Origin of the sequence: Kitasatospora sp. NPDC096128 (assembly GCF_040303105.1) — a bacterium.
In the GTDB taxonomy this organism is placed as follows: domain Bacteria; phylum Actinomycetota; class Actinomycetes; order Streptomycetales; family Streptomycetaceae; genus Kitasatospora.
The window spans coordinates 1-23151 of record NZ_JBEOSP010000003.1; the positions used below are offsets into that span (position 1 = coordinate 1).

The 23151-nt window shown below is 69.3% G+C and carries 23 protein-coding genes and 2 pseudogenes; 8 read left to right on the top strand and 17 right to left on the bottom strand.

Annotation, left to right across the window (positions count from 1 at the left end; translation table 11 throughout):
- On the bottom strand, nucleotides 1–800 hold an 800-nt coding region (locus tag ABTY61_RS04395; protein ID WP_350503420.1), incomplete at its 3' end, for an acyl-CoA dehydrogenase family protein.
- A 219-nt stretch (nucleotides 801–1019) separates the two neighbouring features.
- Between ABTY61_RS04395 and ABTY61_RS04400 the strand changes: the two genes are divergently transcribed.
- Entirely contained in the window at nucleotides 1020–2357 is a 1338-nt protein-coding gene (locus tag ABTY61_RS04400) for a UDP-glucose dehydrogenase family protein (RefSeq protein WP_350503421.1), read from the top strand.
- A gap of 295 nt (nucleotides 2358–2652) precedes the next feature.
- Here ABTY61_RS04400 and ABTY61_RS04405 read toward each other — a convergent pair whose 3' ends face one another.
- From ABTY61_RS04405 to ABTY61_RS04420, 4 genes are all read right to left on the bottom strand, one after another.
- Entirely contained in the window at nucleotides 2653–3033 is a 381-nt protein-coding gene (locus ABTY61_RS04405) for a DUF6188 family protein (protein ID WP_350503422.1), read from the bottom strand.
- Nucleotides 3034–3041: 8 nt separating this feature from the next.
- Nucleotides 3042–4115, bottom strand: a complete 1074-nt coding sequence (locus ABTY61_RS04410) for a putative T7SS-secreted protein (RefSeq protein ID WP_350503423.1) — start codon at nucleotides 4113–4115, stop codon at nucleotides 3042–3044.
- A 2-nt stretch (nucleotides 4116–4117) separates the two neighbouring features.
- A complete protein-coding gene (locus ABTY61_RS04415; RefSeq protein ID WP_350503424.1) occupies nucleotides 4118–4447 on the bottom strand; it encodes a hypothetical protein in 330 nt (109 codons plus the stop codon).
- A 276-nt stretch (nucleotides 4448–4723) separates the two neighbouring features.
- Nucleotides 4724–5149 (bottom strand): CoA-binding protein, encoded by a 426-nt coding sequence (locus ABTY61_RS04420; protein ID WP_350503425.1) that lies wholly within the window; start codon nucleotides 5147–5149, stop codon nucleotides 4724–4726.
- A gap of 129 nt (nucleotides 5150–5278) precedes the next feature.
- On the opposite strand from ABTY61_RS04420, the pseudogene ABTY61_RS04425 reads away from it, so the two are divergent.
- A pseudogene (locus tag ABTY61_RS04425) lies at nucleotides 5279–5485 on the top strand (CoA-binding protein); the annotation flags it as partial.
- Nucleotides 5486–5487: 2 nt separating this feature from the next.
- On the opposite strand, the gene ABTY61_RS04430 reads toward ABTY61_RS04425, so the two are convergent.
- The 3 genes from ABTY61_RS04430 to ABTY61_RS04440 are packed head-to-tail and all read right to left on the bottom strand — an operon-like array spanning nucleotide 5488 to nucleotide 8407.
- Nucleotides 5488–6702, bottom strand: coding sequence for a dipeptidase (locus tag ABTY61_RS04430; RefSeq protein WP_350503426.1), 1215 nt, complete (start codon nucleotides 6700–6702; stop codon nucleotides 5488–5490).
- Nucleotides 6703–6734: 32 nt separating this feature from the next.
- A complete protein-coding gene (purE, locus tag ABTY61_RS04435) occupies nucleotides 6735–7271 on the bottom strand; it encodes a 5-(carboxyamino)imidazole ribonucleotide mutase (RefSeq protein WP_350503427.1) in 537 nt (178 codons plus the stop codon).
- Nucleotides 7268–8407, bottom strand: a complete 1140-nt coding sequence (locus tag ABTY61_RS04440; protein WP_350503703.1) for a 5-(carboxyamino)imidazole ribonucleotide synthase — start codon at nucleotides 8405–8407, stop codon at nucleotides 7268–7270. The genes purE and ABTY61_RS04440 overlap by 4 nt, the downstream gene beginning before the upstream one ends.
- Nucleotides 8408–8697: 290 nt before the next feature.
- On the opposite strand from ABTY61_RS04440, the gene ABTY61_RS04445 reads away from it, so the two are divergent.
- Nucleotides 8698–9222 (top strand): GtrA family protein, encoded by a 525-nt coding sequence (locus ABTY61_RS04445; RefSeq protein ID WP_350503428.1) that lies wholly within the window; start codon nucleotides 8698–8700, stop codon nucleotides 9220–9222.
- A gap of 149 nt (nucleotides 9223–9371) precedes the next feature.
- Nucleotides 9372–9674 (top strand): annotated as a pseudogene (locus tag ABTY61_RS04450) (ester cyclase); the annotation flags it as partial.
- Between the two features lie 24 nt (nucleotides 9675–9698).
- Here ABTY61_RS04450 and ABTY61_RS04455 read toward each other — a convergent pair.
- Together ABTY61_RS04455 and ABTY61_RS04460 are read right to left on the bottom strand one after the other, a co-directional pair.
- Entirely contained in the window at nucleotides 9699–10949 is a 1251-nt protein-coding gene (locus ABTY61_RS04455; RefSeq protein ID WP_350503429.1) for a sensor histidine kinase, read from the bottom strand.
- 63 nt (nucleotides 10950–11012) lie between these two features.
- Nucleotides 11013–11687, bottom strand: a complete 675-nt coding sequence (locus tag ABTY61_RS04460; RefSeq protein ID WP_030290974.1) for a response regulator transcription factor — start codon at nucleotides 11685–11687, stop codon at nucleotides 11013–11015.
- A 330-nt stretch (nucleotides 11688–12017) separates the two neighbouring features.
- Between ABTY61_RS04460 and ABTY61_RS04465 the strand changes: the two genes are divergently transcribed.
- Both ABTY61_RS04465 and ABTY61_RS04470 read left to right on the top strand, forming a co-directional pair.
- A complete protein-coding gene (locus tag ABTY61_RS04465; RefSeq protein WP_350503430.1) occupies nucleotides 12018–13541 on the top strand; it encodes a peptide MFS transporter in 1524 nt (507 codons plus the stop codon).
- 146 nt (nucleotides 13542–13687) lie between these two features.
- Nucleotides 13688–15721 carry a prolyl oligopeptidase family serine peptidase gene (locus tag ABTY61_RS04470; protein ID WP_350503431.1) on the top strand — a complete coding sequence of 678 codons (2034 nt, stop codon included), beginning with the start codon at nucleotides 13688–13690 and terminating at the stop codon, nucleotides 15719–15721.
- A gap of 187 nt (nucleotides 15722–15908) precedes the next feature.
- On the opposite strand, the gene ABTY61_RS04475 is transcribed toward ABTY61_RS04470, so the two are convergent.
- The 4 genes from ABTY61_RS04475 to ABTY61_RS04490 all read right to left on the bottom strand — a co-directional run bounded on the left by ABTY61_RS04475 (nucleotide 15909) and on the right by ABTY61_RS04490 (nucleotide 18559).
- A complete protein-coding gene (locus ABTY61_RS04475; protein WP_350503432.1) occupies nucleotides 15909–16760 on the bottom strand; it encodes a hypothetical protein in 852 nt (283 codons plus the stop codon).
- On the bottom strand, nucleotides 16741–16947 hold the full coding sequence (locus tag ABTY61_RS04480; RefSeq protein WP_350503433.1) for a hypothetical protein: 207 nt from the start codon (nucleotides 16945–16947) through the stop codon (nucleotides 16741–16743). The genes ABTY61_RS04475 and ABTY61_RS04480 overlap by 20 nt, the downstream gene beginning before the upstream one ends.
- Nucleotides 16948–17183: 236 nt before the next feature.
- Nucleotides 17184–18362: a methyltransferase domain-containing protein gene (locus ABTY61_RS04485; protein ID WP_350503434.1), complete on the bottom strand. Its 1179-nt coding sequence runs from the start codon at nucleotides 18360–18362 to the stop codon at nucleotides 17184–17186.
- Entirely contained in the window at nucleotides 18359–18559 is a 201-nt protein-coding gene (locus ABTY61_RS04490) for a hypothetical protein (protein WP_350503435.1), read from the bottom strand. Before ABTY61_RS04490 ends, ABTY61_RS04485 begins: the two co-directional genes overlap by 4 nt.
- Nucleotides 18560–18733: 174 nt before the next feature.
- Here ABTY61_RS04490 and ABTY61_RS04495 point away from each other — a divergent pair, with 174 nt between their 5' ends.
- Nucleotides 18734–19561, top strand: a complete 828-nt coding sequence (locus tag ABTY61_RS04495; RefSeq protein ID WP_350503436.1) for a phosphotransferase — start codon at nucleotides 18734–18736, stop codon at nucleotides 19559–19561.
- Here the strand turns inward: ABTY61_RS04495 and ABTY61_RS04500 are convergent.
- From ABTY61_RS04500 to ABTY61_RS04510, 3 genes are all read right to left on the bottom strand, one after another.
- On the bottom strand, nucleotides 19549–20346 hold the full coding sequence (locus ABTY61_RS04500) for an aldo/keto reductase (RefSeq protein ID WP_350503437.1): 798 nt from the start codon (nucleotides 20344–20346) through the stop codon (nucleotides 19549–19551). The two genes, ABTY61_RS04495 and ABTY61_RS04500, sit on opposite strands and share 13 nt — an antisense overlap.
- Nucleotides 20280–21473: a JmjC domain-containing protein gene (locus tag ABTY61_RS04505; RefSeq protein ID WP_350503438.1), complete on the bottom strand. Its 1194-nt coding sequence runs from the start codon at nucleotides 21471–21473 to the stop codon at nucleotides 20280–20282. Before ABTY61_RS04505 ends, ABTY61_RS04500 begins: the two co-directional genes overlap by 67 nt.
- An 81-nt stretch (nucleotides 21474–21554) precedes the next feature.
- A complete protein-coding gene (locus tag ABTY61_RS04510; RefSeq protein WP_350503439.1) occupies nucleotides 21555–21725 on the bottom strand; it encodes a hypothetical protein in 171 nt (56 codons plus the stop codon).
- 271 nt (nucleotides 21726–21996) lie between these two features.
- Here ABTY61_RS04510 and ABTY61_RS04515 point away from each other — a divergent pair, with 271 nt between their 5' ends.
- Nucleotides 21997–23142 (top strand): helix-turn-helix transcriptional regulator, encoded by a 1146-nt coding sequence (locus tag ABTY61_RS04515; RefSeq protein WP_350503440.1) that lies wholly within the window; start codon nucleotides 21997–21999, stop codon nucleotides 23140–23142.
- Nucleotides 23143–23151: the final 9 nt, after the last annotated feature.

Consider the following 23151-nt stretch of genomic DNA (forward strand, 5'->3'; position numbering starts at 1 on the left):
AGCGCACCCTGCGCGATGCCCACCGCCTGCGCCGCGATCGTCACCCGGGTGTGGTCCAGCGTCCTCATCGCCGTCGCGAAGCCCGTGCCCTCCGCACCGATCATCCGGTCCGCCGGGATCCGCACATTGTCGAAGTACACCTCACGCGTCGGCGAACCCTTGATCCCCAGCTTCTTCTCCGGAGCCCCGAACGACACCCCCTCGTCGCCCTTCTCCACCACGAACGCCGAGATCCCCTTCGAACGCATCGAAGGGTCGGTCACCGCCATCACCGTGTAGAAATCCGACACACCCGCATTGGTGATCCAGCGCTTCACCCCGTTCAGCACCCAGAAGTCACCGTCGCGCACCGCCCGGGTCTTCATCCCCGCCGCGTCCGAACCCGCCTCCGGCTCCGACAGGCAGTACGAGAACATCCCCTCGCCCCGCGCCAGCGCCCCCAGGTACTTCGCCTTCAACTCCTCCGAACCCGACAGCTGCACCGGCAACGACCCCAGCTTGTTCACCGCCGGGATCAACGACGACGAGCCGCACACCCGCGCGACCTCCTCGATCACGATCACCGTCGCCAGCGCGTCCGCCCCCGCACCACCGAACTCCTCCGGCACGTGCACCGCGTGCAGATCGTTGCCCGTCAGCGCGTCCAACGCCTCCTGCGGGAACCGGCCCTGCTCGTCCACCTCCGCCGCGAACGGAGCGATCTTCGCCTCGGCCAGCGAACGCACCGCCTCACGGAGCATCTCGTGCTCCTCGGAGATGCGGAAGAGATCGAAGTCAGCCGCCCCTGCGCTGCCCGCCATGATGCCTGCCTCGTCGTCCAGTGGCCGACGCAGACCGTTGTCCGATCGGCGTCGGATCCGAGTCGAATCGCGGTTAACTACCGTTCAGTAGAGATCCTAGGGCTCCGACCTGCGGCTGCCTAGCGTCCTCGGCGAGCGGGCGACCGGTACCGACCCGGGCGGGGCGGATAGCATCAGGGGCACCCTGTACTGGCCGAACCCGCAACTCAAGGGGAACCCGTGACCCTCCGCATCTCCGTGATCGGCACCGGCTACCTCGGCGCCACGCATGCCGCCGCGATGGCCGAGTTCGGCTTCGAGGTGCTGGGTCTGGACATCGATCCCGAGAAGATCGCCACGCTCACCGCGGGCCGGGTCCCGATGTACGAGCCGGGCCTGTCCGAACTGCTGCTCAAGCACGTGGCCGGGCACGAGGGCTCGACCGGGCGGCTGCGCTTCACCACCTCCGCCAAGGAGGCCGCGGAGTTCGCGGACGTCCACTTCGTCTGCGTCAACACCCCGCAGCGCAAGGGCGAGTTCGCCGCCGACATGTCGTACGTGGACACCGCGATCGACGAGCTGGCGCCGCACCTGACCCGGCCCGCCCTGGTGGTCGGCAAGTCCACCGTCCCGGTGGGCTCGGCGGCCCGGCTGGCCGAACGGCTGGCCGCCCTGGCGCCGGTCGGCGCGGACGCCGAACTCGCCTGGAACCCCGAGTTCCTGCGCGAGGGCTTCGCCGTCCAGGACACCCTGCGGCCGGACCGGATCGTGGTCGGCGCCCACAGCGAGCGGGCCGAGCGGCTGCTGCGCGAGGTGTACGCGGAGCCGATCGCGGCCGGGGTGCCGTTCCTGGTCACCGACTACGCGACCGCCGAGCTGGTGAAGGCCGCGGCCAACTCCTTCCTGGCCACCAAGATCTCCTTCATCAACGCGATGGCCGAGGTATGCGAGGCGGCCGGCGCGGACGTCACGCTGCTCTCCACGGCGCTCGGGCACGACGAGCGGATCGGCCGCAGGTTCCTCAACTCCGGCCTCGGCTTCGGCGGCGGCTGCCTGCCCAAGGACATCCGCGCGTTCATGGCCCGGGCCGGCGAGCTCGGCGCCGACCAGGCGCTGACCTTCCTGCGCGAGGTCGACTCGATCAACATGCGGCGTCGCTCCCGGATGGTCGAGCTGGCCCGCGAGCAGTGCGGCGGCGGCTTCCTGGGCCGCCGGGTCGCCGTTCTCGGCGCCGCCTTCAAGCCCGACTCGGACGACATCCGGGACTCCCCCGCCCTCAACGTGGCCGCCCAGATCCAGCTCCAGGGCGCCCAGGTCACCGTCTACGACCCGAAGGCCGTGGACAACGCCCGCAAGATGTTCCCGTCCCTGGCCTACGCCGGCTCCGCCCTGGAGGCCGCCGAGGGCGCCCACGTCGTCCTCCACCTCACCGAGTGGGCCGAGTTCCGGCAGCTCGACCCGGCCGAGCTCGGCGCCGTCGTGGCCGAGCGCCGGCTGCTCGACGGCCGCAACGTCCTCGACGCCGAGGCCTGGCGCGCCGCCGGCTGGACCTACCGCGCCCTGGGCCGCCCGAGCTGACCCCCGGCTCCGCTCCGCCGGCACAGCCCACACCGCCCGCCCCGGCTCGCCCGGGGCGGGCGTTTTGCGCCCGGGTGCCATGTGAACGCGTTCAATTCGTATGCGAAGATCCCCGGACGAGCGATACGGAGAGACCGGGGATTCTTCATGCGCAAGCGGTACCAGTGGCTGATCGGCGCCACCGCGGCGGCCGCCGTCCTCGCACCCGTGGCCTACGCCGGATACGGCCTGGCCGACTGGGGCGGGGCCGGATTCCGGCCCCGCCCCTGCCTGCCTCTCCGAATTCCAGGTTGCCTCAGGTGTGCGGGCGCTCCCAAATAACGGTGCCACCCGATCGAACCGATGCGGGAACGAAGACCCCACCGGACTTCACATTCAGATGCCACCCATTACTGAATACCACTCGCAGCGCGCCGCTCTTGAAGCCGACAGCCGATAGGACGCTAGCGCCCACAGTCGCCTGAATCTGCCCTTCGTCAAGCTGGTCGAGCCTGGCGGGGCGCGCACCCGGAGCCGTTACTGGACCTTCTGTCCACAGAGCGCCCCAGCCGACCGCAATCTCACCGAACGGCTCAAGCGCAAAACGAAGCTCGTCACCCCAGGCGATTTCGACCACACGGTGCCCCCGCAGCGGGAGGACTCGTCGATCCGCGAGTTCATCAGTTTGATCCGACATGTGCACCACTATTCCTCTGGCAGGTGGTCAAAGACATTCCCAATACTATCGTCAGCCGGGCTGCCATCAGGAAGCTTCGGATATACTTCCCCAGTACTCGTATCAACGACAACGTCAGGATTCTTATTTCCGCCTATGCCGCGCCATTTTGACTCGTTCTTCACTGCATGAATTGCAAGTTTAATATCTTTTCGAGAATACCCCAGTTCTTCGCCGATAGCGCCCTCGTTCGACTTGTAGGATCGCGGGACCCCACCGCTGCCACTACTGCCACCACTACCGTCGGAGTTCATGTTGACGCGGTCCGGACCGGCCGCGTCATTGGCGATGTTCGACGCGCCCATACCCATCAAGCCGACACCAGTCGCAATGGCCCCAGCCGAAACCACGTTCGCTGGCACGCCAATGACGGCGCCAACCCCAGTGGCGTCCAGTGCGACTCCAAGCACCTCGCCACCGGCGCCGAGCGTAGCCAGCGCGAGGCCCCCAGCCATCTCGGCCACGGACCCCGGATCGTGCGCCATGGCGTTGCCAACCGAGGCCAGGTCACTCAGCGCTGCCTCGCCGAAATCCATGGCCAAATTCCCGGCATCGGAGAAGAAGTCACCGATATCGTTGCCCAACTGCGACCAGAACCCCGGCTTCGGGGGAGCCAGGTCACGCGCTTTACCTATGATGGCAGCGGCGGTACCGGCGGCCCCAGCAAGTTGATTTCGGGCATTCGCCAACTTGTCGCGAGCGTCCTGCTGGTTCGCTTCGCCGGCGCTCCATAGCCTTATGGCGTCAGTCGCCTCACCCTGCGCCCAATCCAGAGTGGATGCGTAGCTGTCCAGGGCATTGGCAGCATTGTGGAACGCGTCGCCGGCCTGTAACCACTTCCCCGGTTGGCCGTGAAATACCTTATGGAACGCGTCAGCAGCCTCTCCGCTCCACCCGTCACTGGTGTTGATGCGACTGAGGCCTTCACCAGCGATGTGAAGAAAATCGCCATACTCTCGGAGCGCCGACTCGGTATGGGCTATCGACCCACTATCTCCAGGAACCAGCGCCTTCGGATCATTGGTTTTCCCAAGATCTGCCACGGCTACTTGACCCCCGGATCATTCCCGTTTTTCTGCAGGATTCCGTTGAGATCTCCGTGCGCGGCCTGTTCTGCATCGCTATAGGCCTTCACGCTGGCCGCTAATCTCACCGCGATCTCTTGGCCATCTTTCGCAAGATTGTCGACACCGCGCTGCCACCGGCCGAGAAAATCACCCAGCGTACTGGCCAGGTCGTGATTACCAAGCGCCGACTCGTCATGTGGGATATCGCTCACACGCTGCTTGGCGGCTTTGCTGATCGTTCCATTGACGCCTGCAGCTGCCTCCCGTAACGCATGGAGGTCAACCCGATACCCTTCAGCCATTTCCACCCCCGTGTTCCGGCCGCTGAACCGTCTCGCTTATCAAATCATCAGCTCATCCACGCCGCAAGCACTCTGCGTGCGGGTTCGGTAACAGGACTGCCGACTGTGGCCGAGAATCCTGCACGCCACCGCCGAGTCGAGCGGCGCCTCCAACACCTGAGCGTCCGGCCAGGTACGTCCGCCCGGTCCTGACCACAGGGTTCGGCGTCGAACGGCGCCCTACATAGACCAGGAGGCTTGCCAGTTGGAGCGCAACTGGCAAGCCTCCAAAACTCGCAAGATCTATCGGCCCCGGCTTGCCAGGCCGAGGCGGGGAATCTCGATGGCGGGGCACTTGTCCATCACCATCGAGAGTCCCGAGGCCTGCGTGCGTTCGTACGCGGCTTCGTCGATCACGCCGAGCTGGAACCAGACGGCCTTGGCACCGGTGGCGGCCGCCTCGTCCGCAACCTCACCAGCGAGGTCGGACCGGACGAAGACATCCACGACGTCGACATCGAAGGGGATGTCCGCGAGGGACGCGTACCCCTTCTCTCCGTGCACGGTCTCGGCCTTCGGGTGCACCGGCACGATGCGCTTGCCGAACCGCTGCAGGACCTCGGCCACGCCGTAGGCCGCCCTCCGCTGGTTGGACGAGAGGCCCACGATGGCCCAGGTGTCGCCCAGTTCGGTGAGGATCTTGCGGACCGTCTCCGGGTCGCCGTACATGCCCTGCCTCCTCGCAGCCGGATGCCGAGAACTCACCTCACCCCAGCGCCATCGCTCCCCCGGCCATTCCCTGCTGACGTCTGCGCTGGTCGACCCGCCAGGTCGATATGAAATCGGATGGCACCTGGCGTAACCGTCCCGGTCGACGTGGTGGATGTCTTCGTGAACAGCGCGTTGGCCGGGGAGGTGGCCGACCAGGCGGTGGCGGTCGGGGCGAAGGCGGTGTGGTTCCAGCTCGGGGTCGTCGACGAGGCCGCGTACGGGCGGGCCCGGGCGGCCGGGGTCTCGATGGTGATGGACAAGTGCCCGGCCATCGAGATCCCGCGGCTCGGCTAGGGTCAGCCGTCGAGCTGGGCGATGGTCGCGATGGAGGGCCGGCGGGTGGTGCGCAGCGTGGCGGCGACCGACTCGGCGTCGCGCAGGACGCGGACGGCGTTGTGCCAGGTGAGCTTGGCCAGGTCGGCCTCCGACCAGTGGCGGCCGAGGAGTTCGGCGATCAGGTTGGGGTAGCCGGCCACCGAGTCGAGGCCGGCGGGCAGGAAGGCGGTGCCGTCGAAGTCGCCGCCGATGCCGATGTGGTCGATGCCGGCGACCTCGCGCATGTGGTCGAGGTGGTCGGCGACGGTCGACGGGGTGGCGATCGGGCGCGGGTGGGCGGCCTCGTAGGCGCGCTGGCGCTCCATCGCGGGCGGGGTGGTGTCCAGCGGGTGGAAGCCGTGGGCGCGCATGTTCTCGTCGGCGGCGAGGGTCCACTCGATGGCGGCGGGGAGGATGAACTTCGGGACGAAGGTGGCCATCGCGACGCCGCCGTTGGCGGGCAGCTGGGCGAGCACGTCGTCCGGGATGTTGCGCGGGTGCTCGCAGACCGCGCGCGAGGAGGAGTGCGAGAAGACCACCGGCGCCTCGGTGACCCGCAGGGCGTCCCGCATGGTGTCGGCGGAGACGTGCGAGAGGTCGACCAGCATGCCGAGCCGGTTCATCTCCCGGACGACCTCCTCGCCGAACGCGGTCAGCCCGCCGGCCACCGGCTTGTCGGTCGCGGAGTCGGCCCACGGCACGTTGTCGTTGTGGGTGAGGGTCAGGTAGCGCACGCCGAGCTCGTACAGGGCGCGCAGGGTGGCCAGCGAGCAGTCGATCGAGTGGCCGCCCTCGGCGCCCATCAGCGAGGCGATCCGGCCCTCGGCGCGGGCGGCCTCCATGTCGGCGGCGGTACGGGCCAGCCGCAGCCGGTCCGGATAGCGCTCGGCCAGGGCGTGGACGAAGTCGACCTGTTCCAGGGTGGCGCTCACGGCGTGGTCGCCGGCCAGCGAGGCGGGCACGTAGACGGACCAGAACTGGGCGCCGACCCCGCCCTCCGCGAGGCGGGCGAGGTCGGTGTGCAGGCGGTCGCTCTGGTCGGCGGCGAGGTCGAGCGCGCCGAGGTCGTACCCGGCCTGCTCGCGCATCGCCCAGGGGAGGTCGTTGTGACCGTCCACCACGGGGGCGGTGCGCAGCAGCGCGCGGGCGCGGTCCAAGCGGTCCTGCGGGGTGGGGGCGTCCGTCTGAGAAGTCATACGGCCTGTTCTACCCCACCCCCGCCGGGGGCCTACTTGCCGAAGCCGAAGGACGCGGAGCCGGCCACCTTGGCCCGGAGCTTCTTGCCCTTCTCGGTGGCCTGGTTGTTCAGCTCGGCCTGGAACTCGGTCATCTTCTCGGTGAGTTCCGGGTCGAAGGCGGCGAGCATCCGCACCGCGAGCAGGCCAGCGTTGCGCGCGCCGGCCACCGAGACGGTCGCCACCGGCACGCCGGCCGGCATCTGGACGATCGACAGCAGGCTGTCCATGCCGTCCAGGTAGCGCAGCGGCACCGGCACGCCGATGACCGGGAGCGGGGTGACGGAGGCCAGCATGCCCGGCAGGTGGGCCGCGCCGCCGGCGCCGGCGATGATCGCCTTGAGGCCGCGCTGGTGGGCCTGCTCGCCGTACGCGACCATCTCGCGGGGCATCCGGTGGGCGGAGACGACGTCCACCTCGTAGGGGATCTCGAACTCGTCCAGGGCCTGGGCGGCGGCCTCCATGACCGGCCAGTCGGAGTCCGAGCCCATCACGATGCCGACGACGGGGCTCGTAGCGGTGGAGGTCATTCGGTGATCGTTCCTCGCAGGTAGGCGGCCGCGTGGCGGGCGCGCTCGCGGACGTCGTCGAGGTCGTCCCCGAAGACGTTGACGTGGCCGACCTTGCGGCCGGGCTTCACGTCCTTCCCGTACATGTGGATCCGCAGCCCGGGGTCGCGGGCCATGCAGTGCAGGAAGGCGTGGTACATGTCCGGGTAGTCGCCGCCGAGGACGTTGACCATGACGGTCCACTTGGCGCGCGGCCGGGGGTCGCCGAGCGGGAGGTCGAGGACGGCCCGCAGGTGGTTCTCGAACTGCGAGGTGACGGCGCCGTCCTGGGTCCAGTGCCCGGAGTTGTGCGGGCGCATGGCGAGCTCGTTGACCAGGATCCGGCCGTCCCGGGTCTGGAACAGCTCGACGGCGAGGTGGCCGACGATGCCGAGGTCGCCGGCGATCCGCAGGGCGAGCTGCTGGGCCTCGTCGGACAGGGCCGGGTCGAGGTCGGGCGCGGGCGCGGTGACCTCGGCGCAGACGCCGTTCTCCTGGACGCTCTCGACGACCGGGTAGGCGACGGCCTGGCCGCTGGGCGAGCGGACCACGTTGGCGGCCAGCTCGCGGACGAAGTCGACCTTCTCCTCGGCCAGCACGGGGACGCCGGCCAGGAACGGCGCCTGCGCCTCCTGCTCGTCGTCGACGACCCAGACGCCCTTGCCGTCGTAGCCGCCGCGGACGGTCTTGAGCACGACCGGGTAGCCGGTGCCCTCGTTCGCGAAGGCCGTGACGTCGGCCGGGTCGGCGACGATCCGGTGGCGGGGGCAGGGCACCCCGATGGAGTCGAGCTTGGCCCGCATCACGCCCTTGTCCTGGGCGTTGACCAGCGCCTCCGGGCCGGGCCGGACGGCGATGCCGTCGGCCTCCAGGGCCCGCAGGTGCTCGGTGGGGACGTGCTCGTGGTCGAAGGTGATGACGTCGCACCCGGCCGCGAAGCGGCGCAGGGTGTCGAGGTCGCGGTAGTCACCGAGGACGACGTCGGAGACCGCCTGTGCGGCGGAGTCCTGGGGCGTGTCGGCGAGGAGCTTGAACCTGACCCCGAGCGGGATGCCCGCCTGGTGTGCCATGCGGGCCAGCTGCCCGCCACCGATCATGCCCACCACTGGAAAATTCACATTGCCCGGGGAAGTCACCCCGCCAGGATATCCGGGCCGGTGGGGGGCCATGGAGCCGCGGTGGGGCCGTGAGTAGTGGACGCGCGTAGATGTCAACCCCTGCCCCGGACGGCTGAGCCGTTCGGTGGAAGCGGGTAGCCTGGACGGCTAGGTCCTCGTCCGCGCGGTCGGATCATGTGCGTGCACGCAGGGCTCAAGGGGTGTCCCCGGCCCAGTGGGACACCCTTTCCCCCGCAGGTACATGGAGGCCACCCGGTATGGCGACGACCACAGCTTCGAACCCCTCACTCATGCAGAAGGTGCGTGGGATCAGGGGCGAGGTCGTGAAGTTCGGCATCGTCGGCCTGAGCGGCGTGGTGGTCAACTTCGCCGTCTTCTGGGTCTGCAACATCAGCATGGGCATCGCCCCCCTGCGATCCAACATCGCCGCAACGGTGATCGCGATCGCCACCAACTACCTCGGCTACCGCTACTGGCTCTACCGGGACCGCGACGCGGCCTCGCGCAAGCGGGAGATCACGCTCTTCCTGGTGTTCAGCGGCTTCGGCATGCTGATCGAGACCGGCGTGCTGGGCTTCTCCCAGTACGTGCTGGGCCTGGACTCGAACTTCGAGAAGATGGGCGCCAAGGTCGTCGGCCTCGCCATCGCCACCGTGTTCCGCTTCGTCTCGTACCGCACCTGGGTCTTCAAGGCCCTGCCCGAGACCGTCGAGCCGGTCCAGCCGGCCGCGACGGCCGTCGACGGCCAGGAGCTGGCCGCCCAGGCCGAGCTGATGCTGGCCGCCGAGCAGATCCGCTACGCCAAGGCCGAGTAGCCACGAAGCCGAGCAGCCACGAAGCCGAGCAGGCGCCCGGCTCGCCCTCCCCTTGGCACGCCCGCCCCGGCAAGAGGACAGTGGTTACCGAGGGCGAGCGCGGCCGGCGGACGATCGATCGAGGCCGAGGGGGTCCCAGGAGGCTCGCCATGGCGTTCGTCCAGATCATCGACTGCAAGACCGACAGGCTCGACGACCTCAACCGGCTCATGGACACCTGGGTCGAGGCTTCCAAGGGCCGGCGGACCGCTTCGCACGCGGTCGTCGGCACCGACCGCTCGGATGCCCGCCACGTGGTGGAGATCGTGGAGTTCCCCTCCTACGAGGAGGCGATGCGGAACTCGAAGCTCCCCGAGACGGACCGGATCTTCCGCGAGATGGTGGCGCTCTGCGACGCGCCGCCCACCTTCACCGACCTCGACGTGGTCCGCGACCTCCGGCTCGACGGGGCCCGGTGACCCGCCGCGGCGCCCGGGTCAGTCCTCGTGGCTGCGCCCGAGGAAGAGCGCGAACACCGCGGGCTTCAACGAGAGCAGCTCCAGCCGCCCGCCGTCCGCCTCCGCGAGGTCGCGGGCGACGGCCAGGCCGATGCCGGTGGAGTTGCGGCCGCTGACCGCGCGCTCGAACACCCGGTTGCCGAGGTCGGCCGGCACCCCGGCGCCCTGGTCCTGCACCTCGACCACCGCCGAGGTGCCGGAGGGCCGCACCCGCAGGGTGATCGTCCCGGCGCCGTGCATCAGCGAGTTCTCGATCAGGGTGGCGAGCACCTGGGCGACCGTGCCCGGGGTGCCGACCGCGGTGACCCCGTGCAGGCCCTCCAGGGACAGCACCCGGCCCTGCTCGCGCAGCGTCGGGCCCCACTCCTCCACCTGCTGCTTGATCACCTCGTCCAGGTCGAAGGCGACGGCGGTGGGGCTGCGCGGGTCGCGCTGGGTGGTGAGCAGCCGCTGGACGACGTCGGTGAGCCGTTCGACCTGCTGGAGGGCGATGGTGGCCTCCTCCTTGACGGTCTCCGGCTCCTCGGCGAGGGCGGTGATCTCCTCCAGCCGCATCGACAGCGCGGTGAGCGGGGTGCGCAGCTGGTGGGAGGCGTCGGCGGCGAGCCGGCGTTCGGCGGTGAGCATCCGGGCGATCCGTTCGGCGCTGGTGTCGAGCACCTCGGCGATCCGGTCCAGCTCGGGCACCCCGTACCGGCGGTCGCGCGGGCGCGGGTCGCCGGAGCCGAGCCGTTCGGCGGTCTCGGCGAGGTCGGTGAGCGGCCGGGCGAGCCGCTTGGCCTGCCAGACGGCGAGGGCCACGGCGGCCTGGACGGCCAGCAGGGCGACCACGCCGAGCAGCAGCAGGTTGTTGGCGATCTCGTGGTCGACGTCCTCGCGGGACTGCTCGACGGTGACGATCTCGCTTCCGCTGATGCCGTGCTCGACGGCCCGCAGCAGGTGGTTCCCGGCCGGGCGGGTGCCGGCCGAGAGGACGGGCTGGCCGGGGATCTGCACCTCGACGTAACTGCCCTCGGTGACCTGGCTCTCGAAGACGCGCCCTTCCTTGACCCCCTCACCCGCGGCGAGCCGGCTCTCGACCAGGGCGAGCACCCGGACGGCGGTGGCGTCCACCCGGTCCTGGGCGGAGTTCACGATGGTGCGCTTCTCGACCAGGGCGAGCGGCACGCAGAACACCACGACGACGACCAGGACGACGACCAGCAGCGAGTTGATCATCCGGCGTTTCACGCTGCTGCTCCCCGAGGTGTTCCGCTTCATCGGCCGCCGCCCGGCCGCGATCTCCGTACGCGGCTAATTCTTCTCGAACCGGAAGCCCACCCCGCGCACGGTGGCGATGTAGCGCGGGTTGGCGGCGTCGTCACCGAGCTTCTTGCGGAGCCAGGAGATGTGCATGTCCAGGGTCTTGGTCGAGGTCCACCAGGTGGTGTCCCAGACCTGCCGCATGATCTCCTCGCGGGTGACCACCCGGCCGGCGTCGCGGACCAGGACGCGCAGCAGCTCGAACTCCTTGGCGGAGAGGGTCAGCTCCTCCTCGCCGAGCCAGGCGCGGTGCGACTCGATGTCGATCTTCACCCCGTGCGCGCCGGTGGTGAGCTGGTCGACGTTGCCGCGCCGGAGCAGGGCCCGGACGCGGGCGAGCAGTTCGGCGAGGCGGAAGGGCTTGGTGACGTAGTCGTCGGCACCGGCGTCCAGGCCGACCACGGTGTCCACCTCGTCGGCGCGGGCGGTGAGCACCAGGACGGGGCAGCTCTTGCCGTCGGCGCGCAGGCGGCGGCAGACCTCAAGGCCGTCCATCTCGGGCAGGCCGAGGTCGAGGACGACGAGGTCGACCTCCTCGGTGAGGCCGGCGGCGAGCGCGGTCGGGCCGTCCTCGCGGACGAGCACCTCATAGCCCTCGCGTCGCAGGGCCCGGGCGAGAGGTTCGGAGATCGCCGGATCGTCCTCGGCGAGCAGCACACAGGTCATGTGGTGATGGTAGTCGTCCCGGGTATGCCCGTACCCCCTGTGAGGTAGTTCACAGAGTGTGATCGTTATACAAGGGCGCGTCATGGCTCAACAAAGCGTTGCCGACCGGCCGTTCGGCGAAGAATCCCCACCTGGGTCTTGGAACTGAAGGAAGACACGCCCATCTACCATGGATCACTCGGGATGATCTCTCACCAACTTTGTTATTAACCCGGCTGATTCACAACGTTTGTCATCTGATAACGCCAAATATCGCCACGTAGAGTGGTTCGAGTCCACGTCCGCCGCCACCCCCCCAGGCGGACGCTGTCAGGCAAGGAACGACTACACATGGCGTCTACCACCCGGGCCGCCGACCTCGCGTCGGCCTCCCCCAGCGGCAAGACCTTCCTCGGGCACCCCCGAGGCCTCGCCACGCTGTTCATGACCGAGATGTGGGAGCGGTTCTCCTACTACGGCATGCGCGCCCTGCTGATCTACTACCTGGTGTCCGGCGGTGCCGACGCGGCAGCCGGCAGCCAGGGCGGCGGCCTCGCGATGAAGGCGACGATGGCCACGGCCATCTACTCCGTCTACGTGTCCATGGTCTACCTCATGGCCTACCCCGGCGGCTGGTTCGGCGACCGGGTCTGGGGCGCCCGCAAGACCGTCACCGTCGCCGGTTTCGTGATCATGGCGGGCCACCTCGCGCTGGCCGTCCCGGGCCAGGCGGCGTTCTTCGTCGGCCTGCTCCTGGTCGCGGTCGGCTCCGGGCTGCTCAAGGCCAACATCTCCACGATGGTCGGCCACCTGTACAACGGCCCCGAGGACCCGCGCCGCGACGGTGGTTTCACCGTCTTCTACATGAGCATCAACCTCGGCGCCTTCGCCGCCCCGTTCATCATCGGAACGGTCGGCAAGGAGTACAACTGGCACCTGGGCTTCGCCCTCGCCGCGGTCGGCATGGGCCTCGGCCTGACCCAGTTCCTCATGGGCACCCGCCACCTGAGCCCGAAGAGCAGCGAGGTCCCCAACCCGCTGCTGGGTGCGGAGCGCAAGAGCCTGCTGATCAAGGCCGGCGCCGTCATCCTCGCGGCCGTCGTCTTCTACGCCGCCGTCGTCGCCCTGGGCGTCTACACCCTGAACTGGGCCCTGGTCCCGCTGACCATCGCCGGCCTGGCCATCCCGGTCCTCGTGCTGGTCCGGATCAAGCGCGACAAGGACCTGGACGCCGGCGAGCAGTCCAAGATGACCGCGTACATCTGGTTCTTCATCGCGGCCGCCGCGTTCTGGATGATCTACGACCAGGGCGGGTCCACCCTGTCCCTGTTCGCGGACAAGAGCACCGCCGACTCCGTGCTCGGCCTGGGCTTCTCGTCCACCTGGTACCAGTCGCTGAACCCGCTGTTCGTGATGGCGCTCGCGCCGGTCTTCGCCTGGCTGTGGCTGTGGCTGTCCCGCCGCAACAAGGAGCCCAACACCATCACGAAGTTCGCGATGGGTCTGGTCCTGATCGGCGCCTCGTTCTTCATCTTCATCGTCCCGATGAACATGGCGGGCGACGGCACCAAGGTCTCCCCGATGTGGCTCGTCTCGATCTACATGATCCAGACCATCGGTGAGCTGTGCCTCTCCCCGGTCGGCCTCTCGGTCACCACCAAGATGGCGCCGCAGAAGTACGCGTCCCAGATGATGGGCGTCTGGTTCCTCGCCGTCACCGCCGGTGACTGCCTCACCAGCCTCCTGTCGCTGGGCGGCGTCAACCTCGACGGCACCGGCATCATCGCGGCGCAGGCCGCCCTCGCGGCCCTCGCGGGCTTCGCGGTGTACAGCTACCGCAAGCGCGTCCAGTCGCTCATGGGCGGCGTCCACTGACGCCGCTCCGATGAGGCCCCGGGGCCGCCGTGGATTCCTGAGATCCGCGGCGGCCCCGGGCGTTTTCATTGCCCTCCTTTATTGCCTCGACGGGGTCGGGTTTATTGCCTCGACGGGGTCGGGCCGGGTGTGCCTATGGTCCGGGCATGACGACTCCCTCCGGCATGACGGCCGACTCACTGCCCCGCCAGCTGGCCCGCACCCGGCGCTTCACCCTGGGCGTCCCGGCCCAGCCGGAGCTCTCCGCCGACGGCTCGACGGTGCTGTTCCTGCGCAGCTGGACCGGCACCGACCCGGTCACCTGCCTCTGGGCCCTGGACACCGCGACCGGGGAGGAGCGGCTGGTCATCGACCCGACCGCGCTCAGCAGCGCCGGCGGCATCGCCTCGTACAGCACCGACGCCACCGGCCGGTACGCCGCCTTCGCGCTGGACGGCACGCTGTGGCTGGCCGACACCGCCACGGGTTCGGCGCGCCCGATCGCCACCGCCCGTGAGCCGCAGGAGGTGCGGCTCGACCCGACCGGCCGCCGGATCGCCTACGTCAGCGGCGGCGCCCTGCGGATGGTCTGCGCGGACGGCACGGGCGACCGCGTGCTCGCCGAACCCGAGGCCGAGGACATCACGTACGGCCTCGCCGAATACGTCGCCGCCGGGGAGATGTACCGCGACCGCGGGTACTGGTGGTCCCCCGACGGCACCGCGCTGCTGGTCGCCCGGGTCGACGAACGCGCCGTCGCCCGGTGGTTCCTCGCCGACCCCGCCGAGCCGGAACGCTCCCCGCGCGCCATCCGCTACCCACTGGCCGGCACCGCCAACGCCGAGGTCACGCTCTGGCTGCTGGGCCTGGAAGGCCGCCGCACCCGCACCGAGGTGCGCTGGGACCGCGCCGCCTTCGAGTACCTCACCGCCGCCGGCTGGGACGACCACGGGCCGTACGCCGCCGTGCAGAGCCGCGACCAGCGCGCCGTACGGACGTTGGCGATCGGCGCGGACGGCAGCACCCGGGTGCTCGCCGAACGTTCCGACCCGCACTGGGTGGAGCTGCTCCCCGGCCTGCCGGTCCGGACGGCGGGCGGGGCACTGGTCGACACCGCCGACGAGGGCGGCACCCGGCACCTGACCGTGGACGGCAAGCCGGTCACGCCGGCCGGGCTGCACCTGCGGGCCGTGCTCGGCACGGACGGGGAGCGGGTGCTGTTCACGGCCTCCGAGGAGCCGACCGAGACCCACCTGTGGACGTACGAACCGGGCTCCGGCATACGGCGGTTGAGCAGCGGACCGGGCGTACACAGCGGCGTCGGGCGAGGCGGCACCCTGGTGCTCACCACCGACGCCCGCACCACCGTCCTCCGCGAGGGCCGTCCGTCGCTCCCGCTCACCTCGTACGCCGAGCAGCCCGTCGTCACCGTCCGCCCCGAGCTGCTCCGCCTCGGCCCGCGCGAACTGCGCGCCCACCTCTTCCTGCCCACCGGCCACCGGCCCGACGACGGACCGCTGCCCGTGCTGCTCGACCCGTACGCGGGGCTGGCCATGCAGAAGGTCACCACGCGCGGTGCCTGGTACGAGCAGGTGTCCCAGTGGTTCGCCGACCAGGGCTTCGCGGTGCTGGTGGTGGACGGCCGCGGCACCCCAGGTCGCGGGCCGCTGTGGGAGAAGACCATCTGGGGCGACAAGGCCGGGCCGGCGCTGGACGACCAGATCGAAGGCCTGCGGGAGACCGCCCGGCTGCGGCCGGGCCTGCTCGACCTCGACCGGGTCGCCATCCGGGGCTGGTCCTACGGCGGCTTCCTCGCCGCCCTTGCGGTGCTGCGCCGCCCGGACGTCTTCCACGCGGCGTCAGCCGGGGCCGCGCCCACCGACCACCGGCTCTACGACACCCACTGGCAGGAACGATTCCTCGGCCACCCCGACGAGCACCCCGAGCACTACGCCTCCTGCGACCTCGTCAACGAGGCGCCCAACCTGAACCGCCCCCTTCTGCTGATTCAGGGCCTGGCGGATGACAACGTCTTCCCCGTCCATGCGCTGCGGCTCTCCGCCGCCCTGCTCGCCGCCGGCCGCCCGCACGAGCTGCTGCCGTTGCGCGGTGCCGGGCACCGGCCGACGGAGGAGGCGGTGGTGGAGAACCTGCTGCTGCACGAACTGGACTTCCTGCGAAGGGCGCTGAGCGTGGAATGAGCAGGCGGGCCACCTGCCGCTTCGCCTCGTCGGGACCAACGGCGTCCTGCGGAGCGACTCCCAACCCCGCCGAGCGGCGATGACCGTTGCCCATGACGGATCTGCGCCGGGTACCGGTGGTCAGCCGCAAGCCCTCGGCAGTTTCTACTGCCGAGGGCTTGCGTGCTTCGCGGTGGCACTACCGCAATCACCCGGTGAGTGCGGGGTTCGCGCTGGTGGGCGGTCGAACGCCGGTCAGCTCGGCCGCTCGGTCGGCCAGCAAGGGGGCCAGCTCGCGATACCAACCTCGGGCAACGGCTTGCAGCATTTCGGCCAGGGCGACCAACTCCCCGATCCGGCCGGCGGGGCTGTCCAGCACCGATGCGAACTCCGACCGGAGACGGGTAGCCACCGTGGGGACGAGCAGACTGTTGGCGTGGAGCAGGCCCGGGTCGTAGCCGACGGGCACCAACCCCCAGCGCTCCCAGTCGAGCAGGGTGAGCGGGGCCGTCACGTTGCCCCAGTGCAGATCGGCATGGCCGGTGACCCGCTCGACTTCCTCCGGTGCGGGGATACCAAGGAACTGCGGGAAGGCTCGTTCGATCCACTCGGGCCGGATGGTGGTGCGGACGCCTTCCGCCTGACCGAGCCGGCTCAGGGCGCGGCGCAGGCTGCTCCACCATTCGTCCGGTAGGCCAGGGTCGTGGGCGAGGTCAGCCCGATCCGGCGAGATGACCCGGTGGGTCACGTAGTCGGTGACCTCGGCCTGGTAGACGTGCTCGCCGTCCGGCCAGTCGATCAGGTCGTACAGCTGTGGCCGGGGGACATCGTTCGGAACCAGGGTGGACGCGCCGACGATGCCCTCTCCCGGCTTCCGCTGCGCGTGGGCCTTGGTCGTGCAGTTGACCCGCAGCCACCGGTTGCCGGCTCGTCGGCCCATCGTTCGGCCCTGGAAGCCCCAGGCCGTGGGGCCGGTACAGATCAGCCCCAGGAGCAGGGCCGCGGTGTGATGGGCGGCCTCCATGCGAGCCTGGGTCGCCTCATCCGGCGGTGAGTTCATCAAGGATGCTCCTCAGACGTTCGGGCGCCAGGGGGGCGGCCACGGCCTTGGCCGCATCGTCCCAGTGTTCCGGGGTGCTGGCCGACACGAGGACCACATCCAGGGCAGGACAGGACGCAACCGCCAGGAGTGCAGCCGCCGGAGCCGACACGCCGGGACGAATGAACTCCACCAGTTCGGGCGTCATCAGGCCGGGCAGCTCACCACCGTGCAGAGGCGAAGGTGATGACGCCGGCGTCTTTCGCCTCGACGAGCGGCCCACCGCCACAGCACGCGCCACTGCATCGGACCACGGATGACCCGCCAGAGCTTCGCAGCGATCTTCTTCATGGGGTTCGCCCTTTCGTTGGCAGGGCCCCGTGCGCCGCGGGGGCCCTGCGATCCCGAAACCAGCACTGCCGAACCTCGCGGCCCTGGTGCCGGTCAGCCTCGGAGCGGGACCGGGCTCTCCGGACTGTCCAGCCACACCGTGTGGCCTTCGGGACCGACCGTGAGGCCGAACCGATCGAAGCCGGGACGGCCCTGGTCGTCCCACCAACGCCAGGCGGCCTCCACCTCGTCCCAGAGCTTCCGGGGGCCGGACTGGTACACCTCGTACTCGGTGCGGGCGCGCTCGTAGTCGGCCGAGGCCCAGGAGAGGGTGTCCCGGCTGTAGAGCCACAGCGTGTACGCGCCGTTGTCGTAGCACTCCGCCCGCCAGAACACCCCGGGCACGGCGGCTCCGATGACGAACTGCTCGAACCACCCGCCCGTGTCCGGCGGGGCGAGGGTGGTGGTGGTTAGCACCCCGTCGGCGGGCCACTCCCGACCGCGCAGGTAGTCCTCGAAGGGGGGCCGGTCCATGCGCTGTTGACGCAGCCGCATGAACGCCGAGCTGCGGGTGAACCTGCCACTGGCGCTGGTCCCGTCGTCGTTCACGGTCAGTCGGACGATCTGCTCGCCGCCGTACTCGGTACCGAAGGGCGCCACGATGATCCCGCCGGGAGCCGTCTGGGACAGCCAGGCGGGAGGGATCTCCAGCAGGGAGCAGGTGGCGATGACCCGGCTGTAGGGAGCGCCCTGCTCCCAGCCCAACTGCCCGTCACCCTCGACCACGGTCGGTGCGAGCCCGGCCCGCGCGAGGTTCTCCCGGGCGTCGCGAGCCACGTACGGGTCGAACTCGACCGTCACGACGTTGAGGTCGCCCAGGCGGTGGGCCAGCAGACCCGCGTTCCACCCGGTGCCGGCGCCGATCTCCAGCACCCGGTCACCCGGGCGGACGTCAAGGTCCTGAAGCATCGAGAACACCATCGTGGGCATGGAGTTGGACGAGGTCGGCGTCGTGCCGAGCCCGTCGCCCTGGTGGTCACCATCGTCCCACTGCGTGGTCAGCGGGATGTCCGAGTAGACCGCCCGCCGCCACGCCTCGGGATCCGGAGAGCGGTCCACCATCGGTTTCTGGCGGGTGCCGTCCGCGACGCCCGGCCAGATGCGGTCCGGGACGAACAGCTCGCGGGGTACGGCCTCGAAGGACGGGAGCCAGTCCGAGGCGAGCGCGCCGCTCGCCGCCAGCGCGGAGGCGAGCCCCGGAGGGCCCGCCTTCACATGCGTCTCGCCGATCACTTGCCAGAGCCGATCACGTCACGGACCGCGTCACTGACTTCGGGCAGGTTGGCGGCCTCACCCCGCTGGTGGGCGTCGTACTCGGTCAGGGCGGTCGGCTCGGTCTTCTCCACGGTGACGGCGGCGAAGCCGGTGATGCCCACAGTTGCGGGATCGGCCGCCAGGTCGGCCACGAACACAGGGGAGGTAACGGTCACAACAGCTCCTAGCAATGGTCGCTGATCTTCATGGCCGCACGGATGTGCCGCTCGGCCAGTTCCAGATCCGGCTCACGATGCCAGACCGGGAGCTTGATCGGTGGGCATGGGCCGACCATCAGCGTCCCGTTTGGAGTGACTCCCAACTCCGATGAGCATCGCTACCGTTGTCCCATGACGGATCTGCGCCGGGTACCGGTCGACGAGGTGCTGGAACGTGTCGAGACGGCCTTGGGGACACCGCTCGACAGGGCAACCGTGGTCCGCAAACGGCGATCCGTGGGAGTCGGCACAGGACGTGGCACATGGGTGCGAATCGAACGGCGCGGGCTCGACCGGATCGGCGTCCAGGGCGGGGACGGCACCTCCTCCGCTGAGGCCCTGCATGGGATTGCGAAGCCCGCCTGGCTGGCCGCGACCGCCTGGCGGGACGATGCCGAGCCGGTGGTGTGGCGGGCCGATGAAACCGAACTGCTGCCATCCGCTCCAGTGGGGTCTGCAGTTGTGGCTGAGAACCCTGACCTGCCGCCCGACTGGTGGTCCGCGCTGAACACCTCCCTCGACGCGCTCGCAAGGCAGCGGACGAATCGGATCGCCACACCGGACACGGAGACGATCACCCAGGAACTGGTGACTCAGACGATCAGCCAGGTGTTCGCCGGGATCGACGCCGTGGTGAACCAGTGGTGTCCGGCGCATGGGGATCTGAACTGGGCGAATGTGACGGCGCCTGGGTTCTGCATCTTCGACTGGGAAGACTGGGGCATGGCCCCACGCGGGCTGGACGCTGCCACGCTGTGGGCGGCCTCGCTTGCCGTGCCAGCACTGGCCGATCGCGTCCGCGCCGAGCGGAGCGGCGACTTCGCGAGCCGGGAGGGCCAGCTGATGACCTTGTTCGTCGCGGCGAAGATCCTCGGGCCGCACGCGCACCCCGAGGACCCTCGCCGCGCGGGCGCCCGCGCGTTGGCCGAGCAGGTGGTGAAGCAGCTTCAGGCAGACTGACGCAGGAGCTCCCGGTACGACCGAATCACCTCTGTGTCGATCTCGTACTCCAAGCCGCCGAGCAACTCCCGCAAGTGCTCAGGATCGTCGGTGCCTACGGCCACCGCCTCTACCTCGGGAAGTGCGAAGGCGACCCGGAATGCTGCCTGAACCGCCGTGGCAGCTGGCACCCGCAGAAACATCCTCGGGTCTACCCTCGCCCATACGGGTTCCGTCGCGCTGCCACCGAACGGGCTCATTCCCCATACCGTGGACGGCCGCCAGGCAGTCACCAACTCCTGGGCGGCATCGAGCACGCTGCTGCTGACCAGGAGGCCCGACCGGACCATCAGGGTGTCCGGTCGGGGTATGTCGAGGCCGACCAGCGGGCGTGGATCCCAGGTCGAGATCCCCCAGCGTCCGCACAGCCCGGCCGCCGCCGCGTCGGACAAGGTCGCGCAGGCGTGCCTCAGCGTCTTCACACCGGGGGTGGAGTGCTCGGGATTGTGGAGGAGGATCGTGTCCGGTTCACAGCCGAGATCCTCCACCGTCTTCTCGACAGCGCACCGGATTCGGGCCGGGAGAAGGCTGTGCCCGTCCTCGAAGTAGCCGACTTTCGTGGAGATCGAGAACTTCGGGAGCAGGTCGCCAGCGACCATCGCGAGGGCGCGGTGGGAACGATGGCCGAGGTAGTTCGACGCAGTGTCGATCGTGGTAACCCCGAGATCCAGGGCACCACTCAGGAGGTCTCGTCGGTGACGAGACCGGTGTAGCCCGAGGACAGTTCGTCGGTGATCGGTGCGCACAGCTCCTCCTTGATCAGGATCTCGGCAACCTCGTGGATCTCGTCTCCGGCGGCGGCCGCCGCCTGTTCGAGCGTCACCGGACTGCCGCCGAGCAGCAGCCGCAGAGAGGGAAGGGCCTTCGCAGCAAAGGTGAGCTTCTTCCCGGCCGCCATGACGTCCACGATGTCCCCGTTCTGCTCGATCCGGGGCGGGAAGTGGGTGGTGCACACCACGGCACGGAGCGGGCCGAAGATGTCGAGGAAGGGCACGTGACGCCCCGGGGTGGTCTGCTGCCCGTGGGCGGTGAGGAAGTCCTCCGGGCCGCGCCGACAGACGAGGCGGGTAGCAGCTTCCATCAGGGCGGAGCTGCCGGAACCCCCGCGGTCAAGGTCGTGGCGGAAGATCTCCTGTTCGCGGCACCAGTCGCCCAGCCAGGCCATCCAGGAGGCGCCAGTGCGCTTGGTGATGCCGAAGGTGACGTGGAGGCTGTGGCCGGCGCCGCTTCTGGTGCGGGTGGCCTGGTGCCAGTGGCCGCGCGGGATGTGCATGACATCGCCGGCCTGGAGTGTGCCGTTGAAGATCACAGTATCGCTGGGCGTGTTGTTGGGGTCGGCGTCCCGGTACATGGGAGCGGTACGGGAGGTGTCTCGAACCTCCCAGTCCTTCTCCCCCGAGAGCTGGACGATGATCACGTCGTGGTCATCCCAGTGCAGCGGGAACCCAGCGGCGTCGTTGGTGGTGAGGTACGCGTTAACCTGCACGCGCTCGTGTGCCCACCACTGCAAGGCGCGACAGGTGACCTCCATGGTGGGGTCGAAGACGTTGACCTGGTCCATGATGAGCGTCGCGCCCTGCCGGAGCAGGTCGCCGAGGCGGTGCATGTTCGCCATCGGGATGGACTGTCCGCGCGGGCTGACGGTGTCGGTGAAGTACACGGCAGGGTGGACTTCCTCGCCCTTCTGGAAAGCCCGGAACTGCGGCCGGTTGAGGCTGCGCCGCATCGCGATGTCAAGCAGCTTGTTCGGGGTGAGGACGCGCGACAGGAGCGCCTCGTCCTCGATCCGCCCGAGCACGAAGCCGGTGCCGATCGACTCGGAGCTTCGCCAGCCCAGGGCCGCCTCGATGGCGGCGACCAGTCGGTGCTTCACTGCTACCTCCGTAGAAGTGTGCTGGAGCGGGGCGGGAACTCGCGCGGTGCACGAGTTCCCGCCCCTGGGGATGACCGGGTTCTACGCGACGTCGGTCAGGTTGCCGTCACCGCCGGGCCATGGTGCGTCGCCGGACGATCCGGCGTTGTCGGAGCGGAGGCTGTCGTACCTGTCCTGGACAGCGGTCAGCTCCTCGACCGCGACCAGCAGCCCGCTCGTCTTCGTCAGCGGCTTCCTCGGGGCGTCGTTCATGTGCTGCTCTCCCTTCTTCTCGGCTCCGCCCAACTCCGGGCGGAGGTCTGAAGTGAGCCCCTCCTGTGCCTGCGGCACTGGATAGGCGGCTGATCGCTCGGAACCTCGAAACGAAAGGCAGCTCAGTGATTAGCCTGGGAACAATGGAATGTGACTGAGCGCCAGATGGGTAGCCAACCGTCCCCAACGCTTGCGAGTTAACCCTCTCTGACCTGCGATGACACAGCCAGGCCACACCAGTGGGCTCGATCACGGGAGATAAGGCCGAGATATGTCAGCTCAGCTGCGGCAAGCCCGAAAGGAGCGGGGCTGGTCGCAAGAGCGGCTTGTTCACGAGATGGAGCGGTACGCCCGACAACGCCTCCTCAACATCGCCTCGACAGCGAGCCTGCGCGTCTACGTCTCGGAGTGGGAGAACGGCCGCCGACCGATCGGCCTCCTGTACGCATCAATACTTCGCGCACTGCTCGGGCTGACCGACCGAGAACTTCTCGGCAACGGCACAACAGACGATCAACCACTGGCTGTAGCGGGCTATGACGAACTGGTCGGCCGCATCGAGGCGGCCCACAGTCTTAGCCGTGACACGGTGGAGGTATTCATGGCCCAGACCGAGCTCCTGCGCACGGTCGACCGCCAGATGGGGGCTGCTGCCCTCGTGGACCAGATGCAGGCACACCTGAAAGCCCTGGAAGAATCGCTGACCTTCGCCGTGCTGCCCACGACCAGGGAACCCATCGCAAGGGCACTCGCCGGGGCTGCCACGCTGGCGGCGTGGCAGGCACTCGACGTCGGCGCCGCTGAACGGGCTTGGCGCCACTACGAACTGGGCAAGCGGGCCGCCACGGAGTCAAAGGAGCCGATGTACGTGGCGCACGCCATGGCGGAGCAGGCATACGTGTTGTCAGCTGCCGGAAAGGGCGATCTGGCCGTACAGCTCGTCCAGGAGGCTCATCGTTCCGTTGGCACCAAGGGCTCCCCTCGGTTGAGAGCATGGTTGCACGCCGCCGAAGCTGAACTTCTGGCTCAGGCAGGCCAGGCAGAAGCCTGCCGACGATCCCTGGACCTGGCAGCGGCCAGTCTCCCCACCGGAAGCTCGGACCGCGACCCTGACATGTTGAGCATCTTCCTCAACGACAACCACCTGGCCCGGTGGCGAGGCAACGTCCTCGCTCGCCTTGGCGACGACGCCGCGATGAGTGACCTGTACGACGCCCTCGCCAACATGGACGCCACCTTCACCAGGGCGACCGCCGGCCTGCACTGCGATCTCGCCCAGGCCCACCTCGCCCGAGAGGAACAAGATGAAGCCGTGAACCACCTACGGCAGGCACGGCTGCTGGCCAATCGCACGGGATCAGCCCGCCAGCGCGCCCGAATCAACCAACTGGTCGAGCAGTTCGGAGCATCGCGATGAGGATGGAGG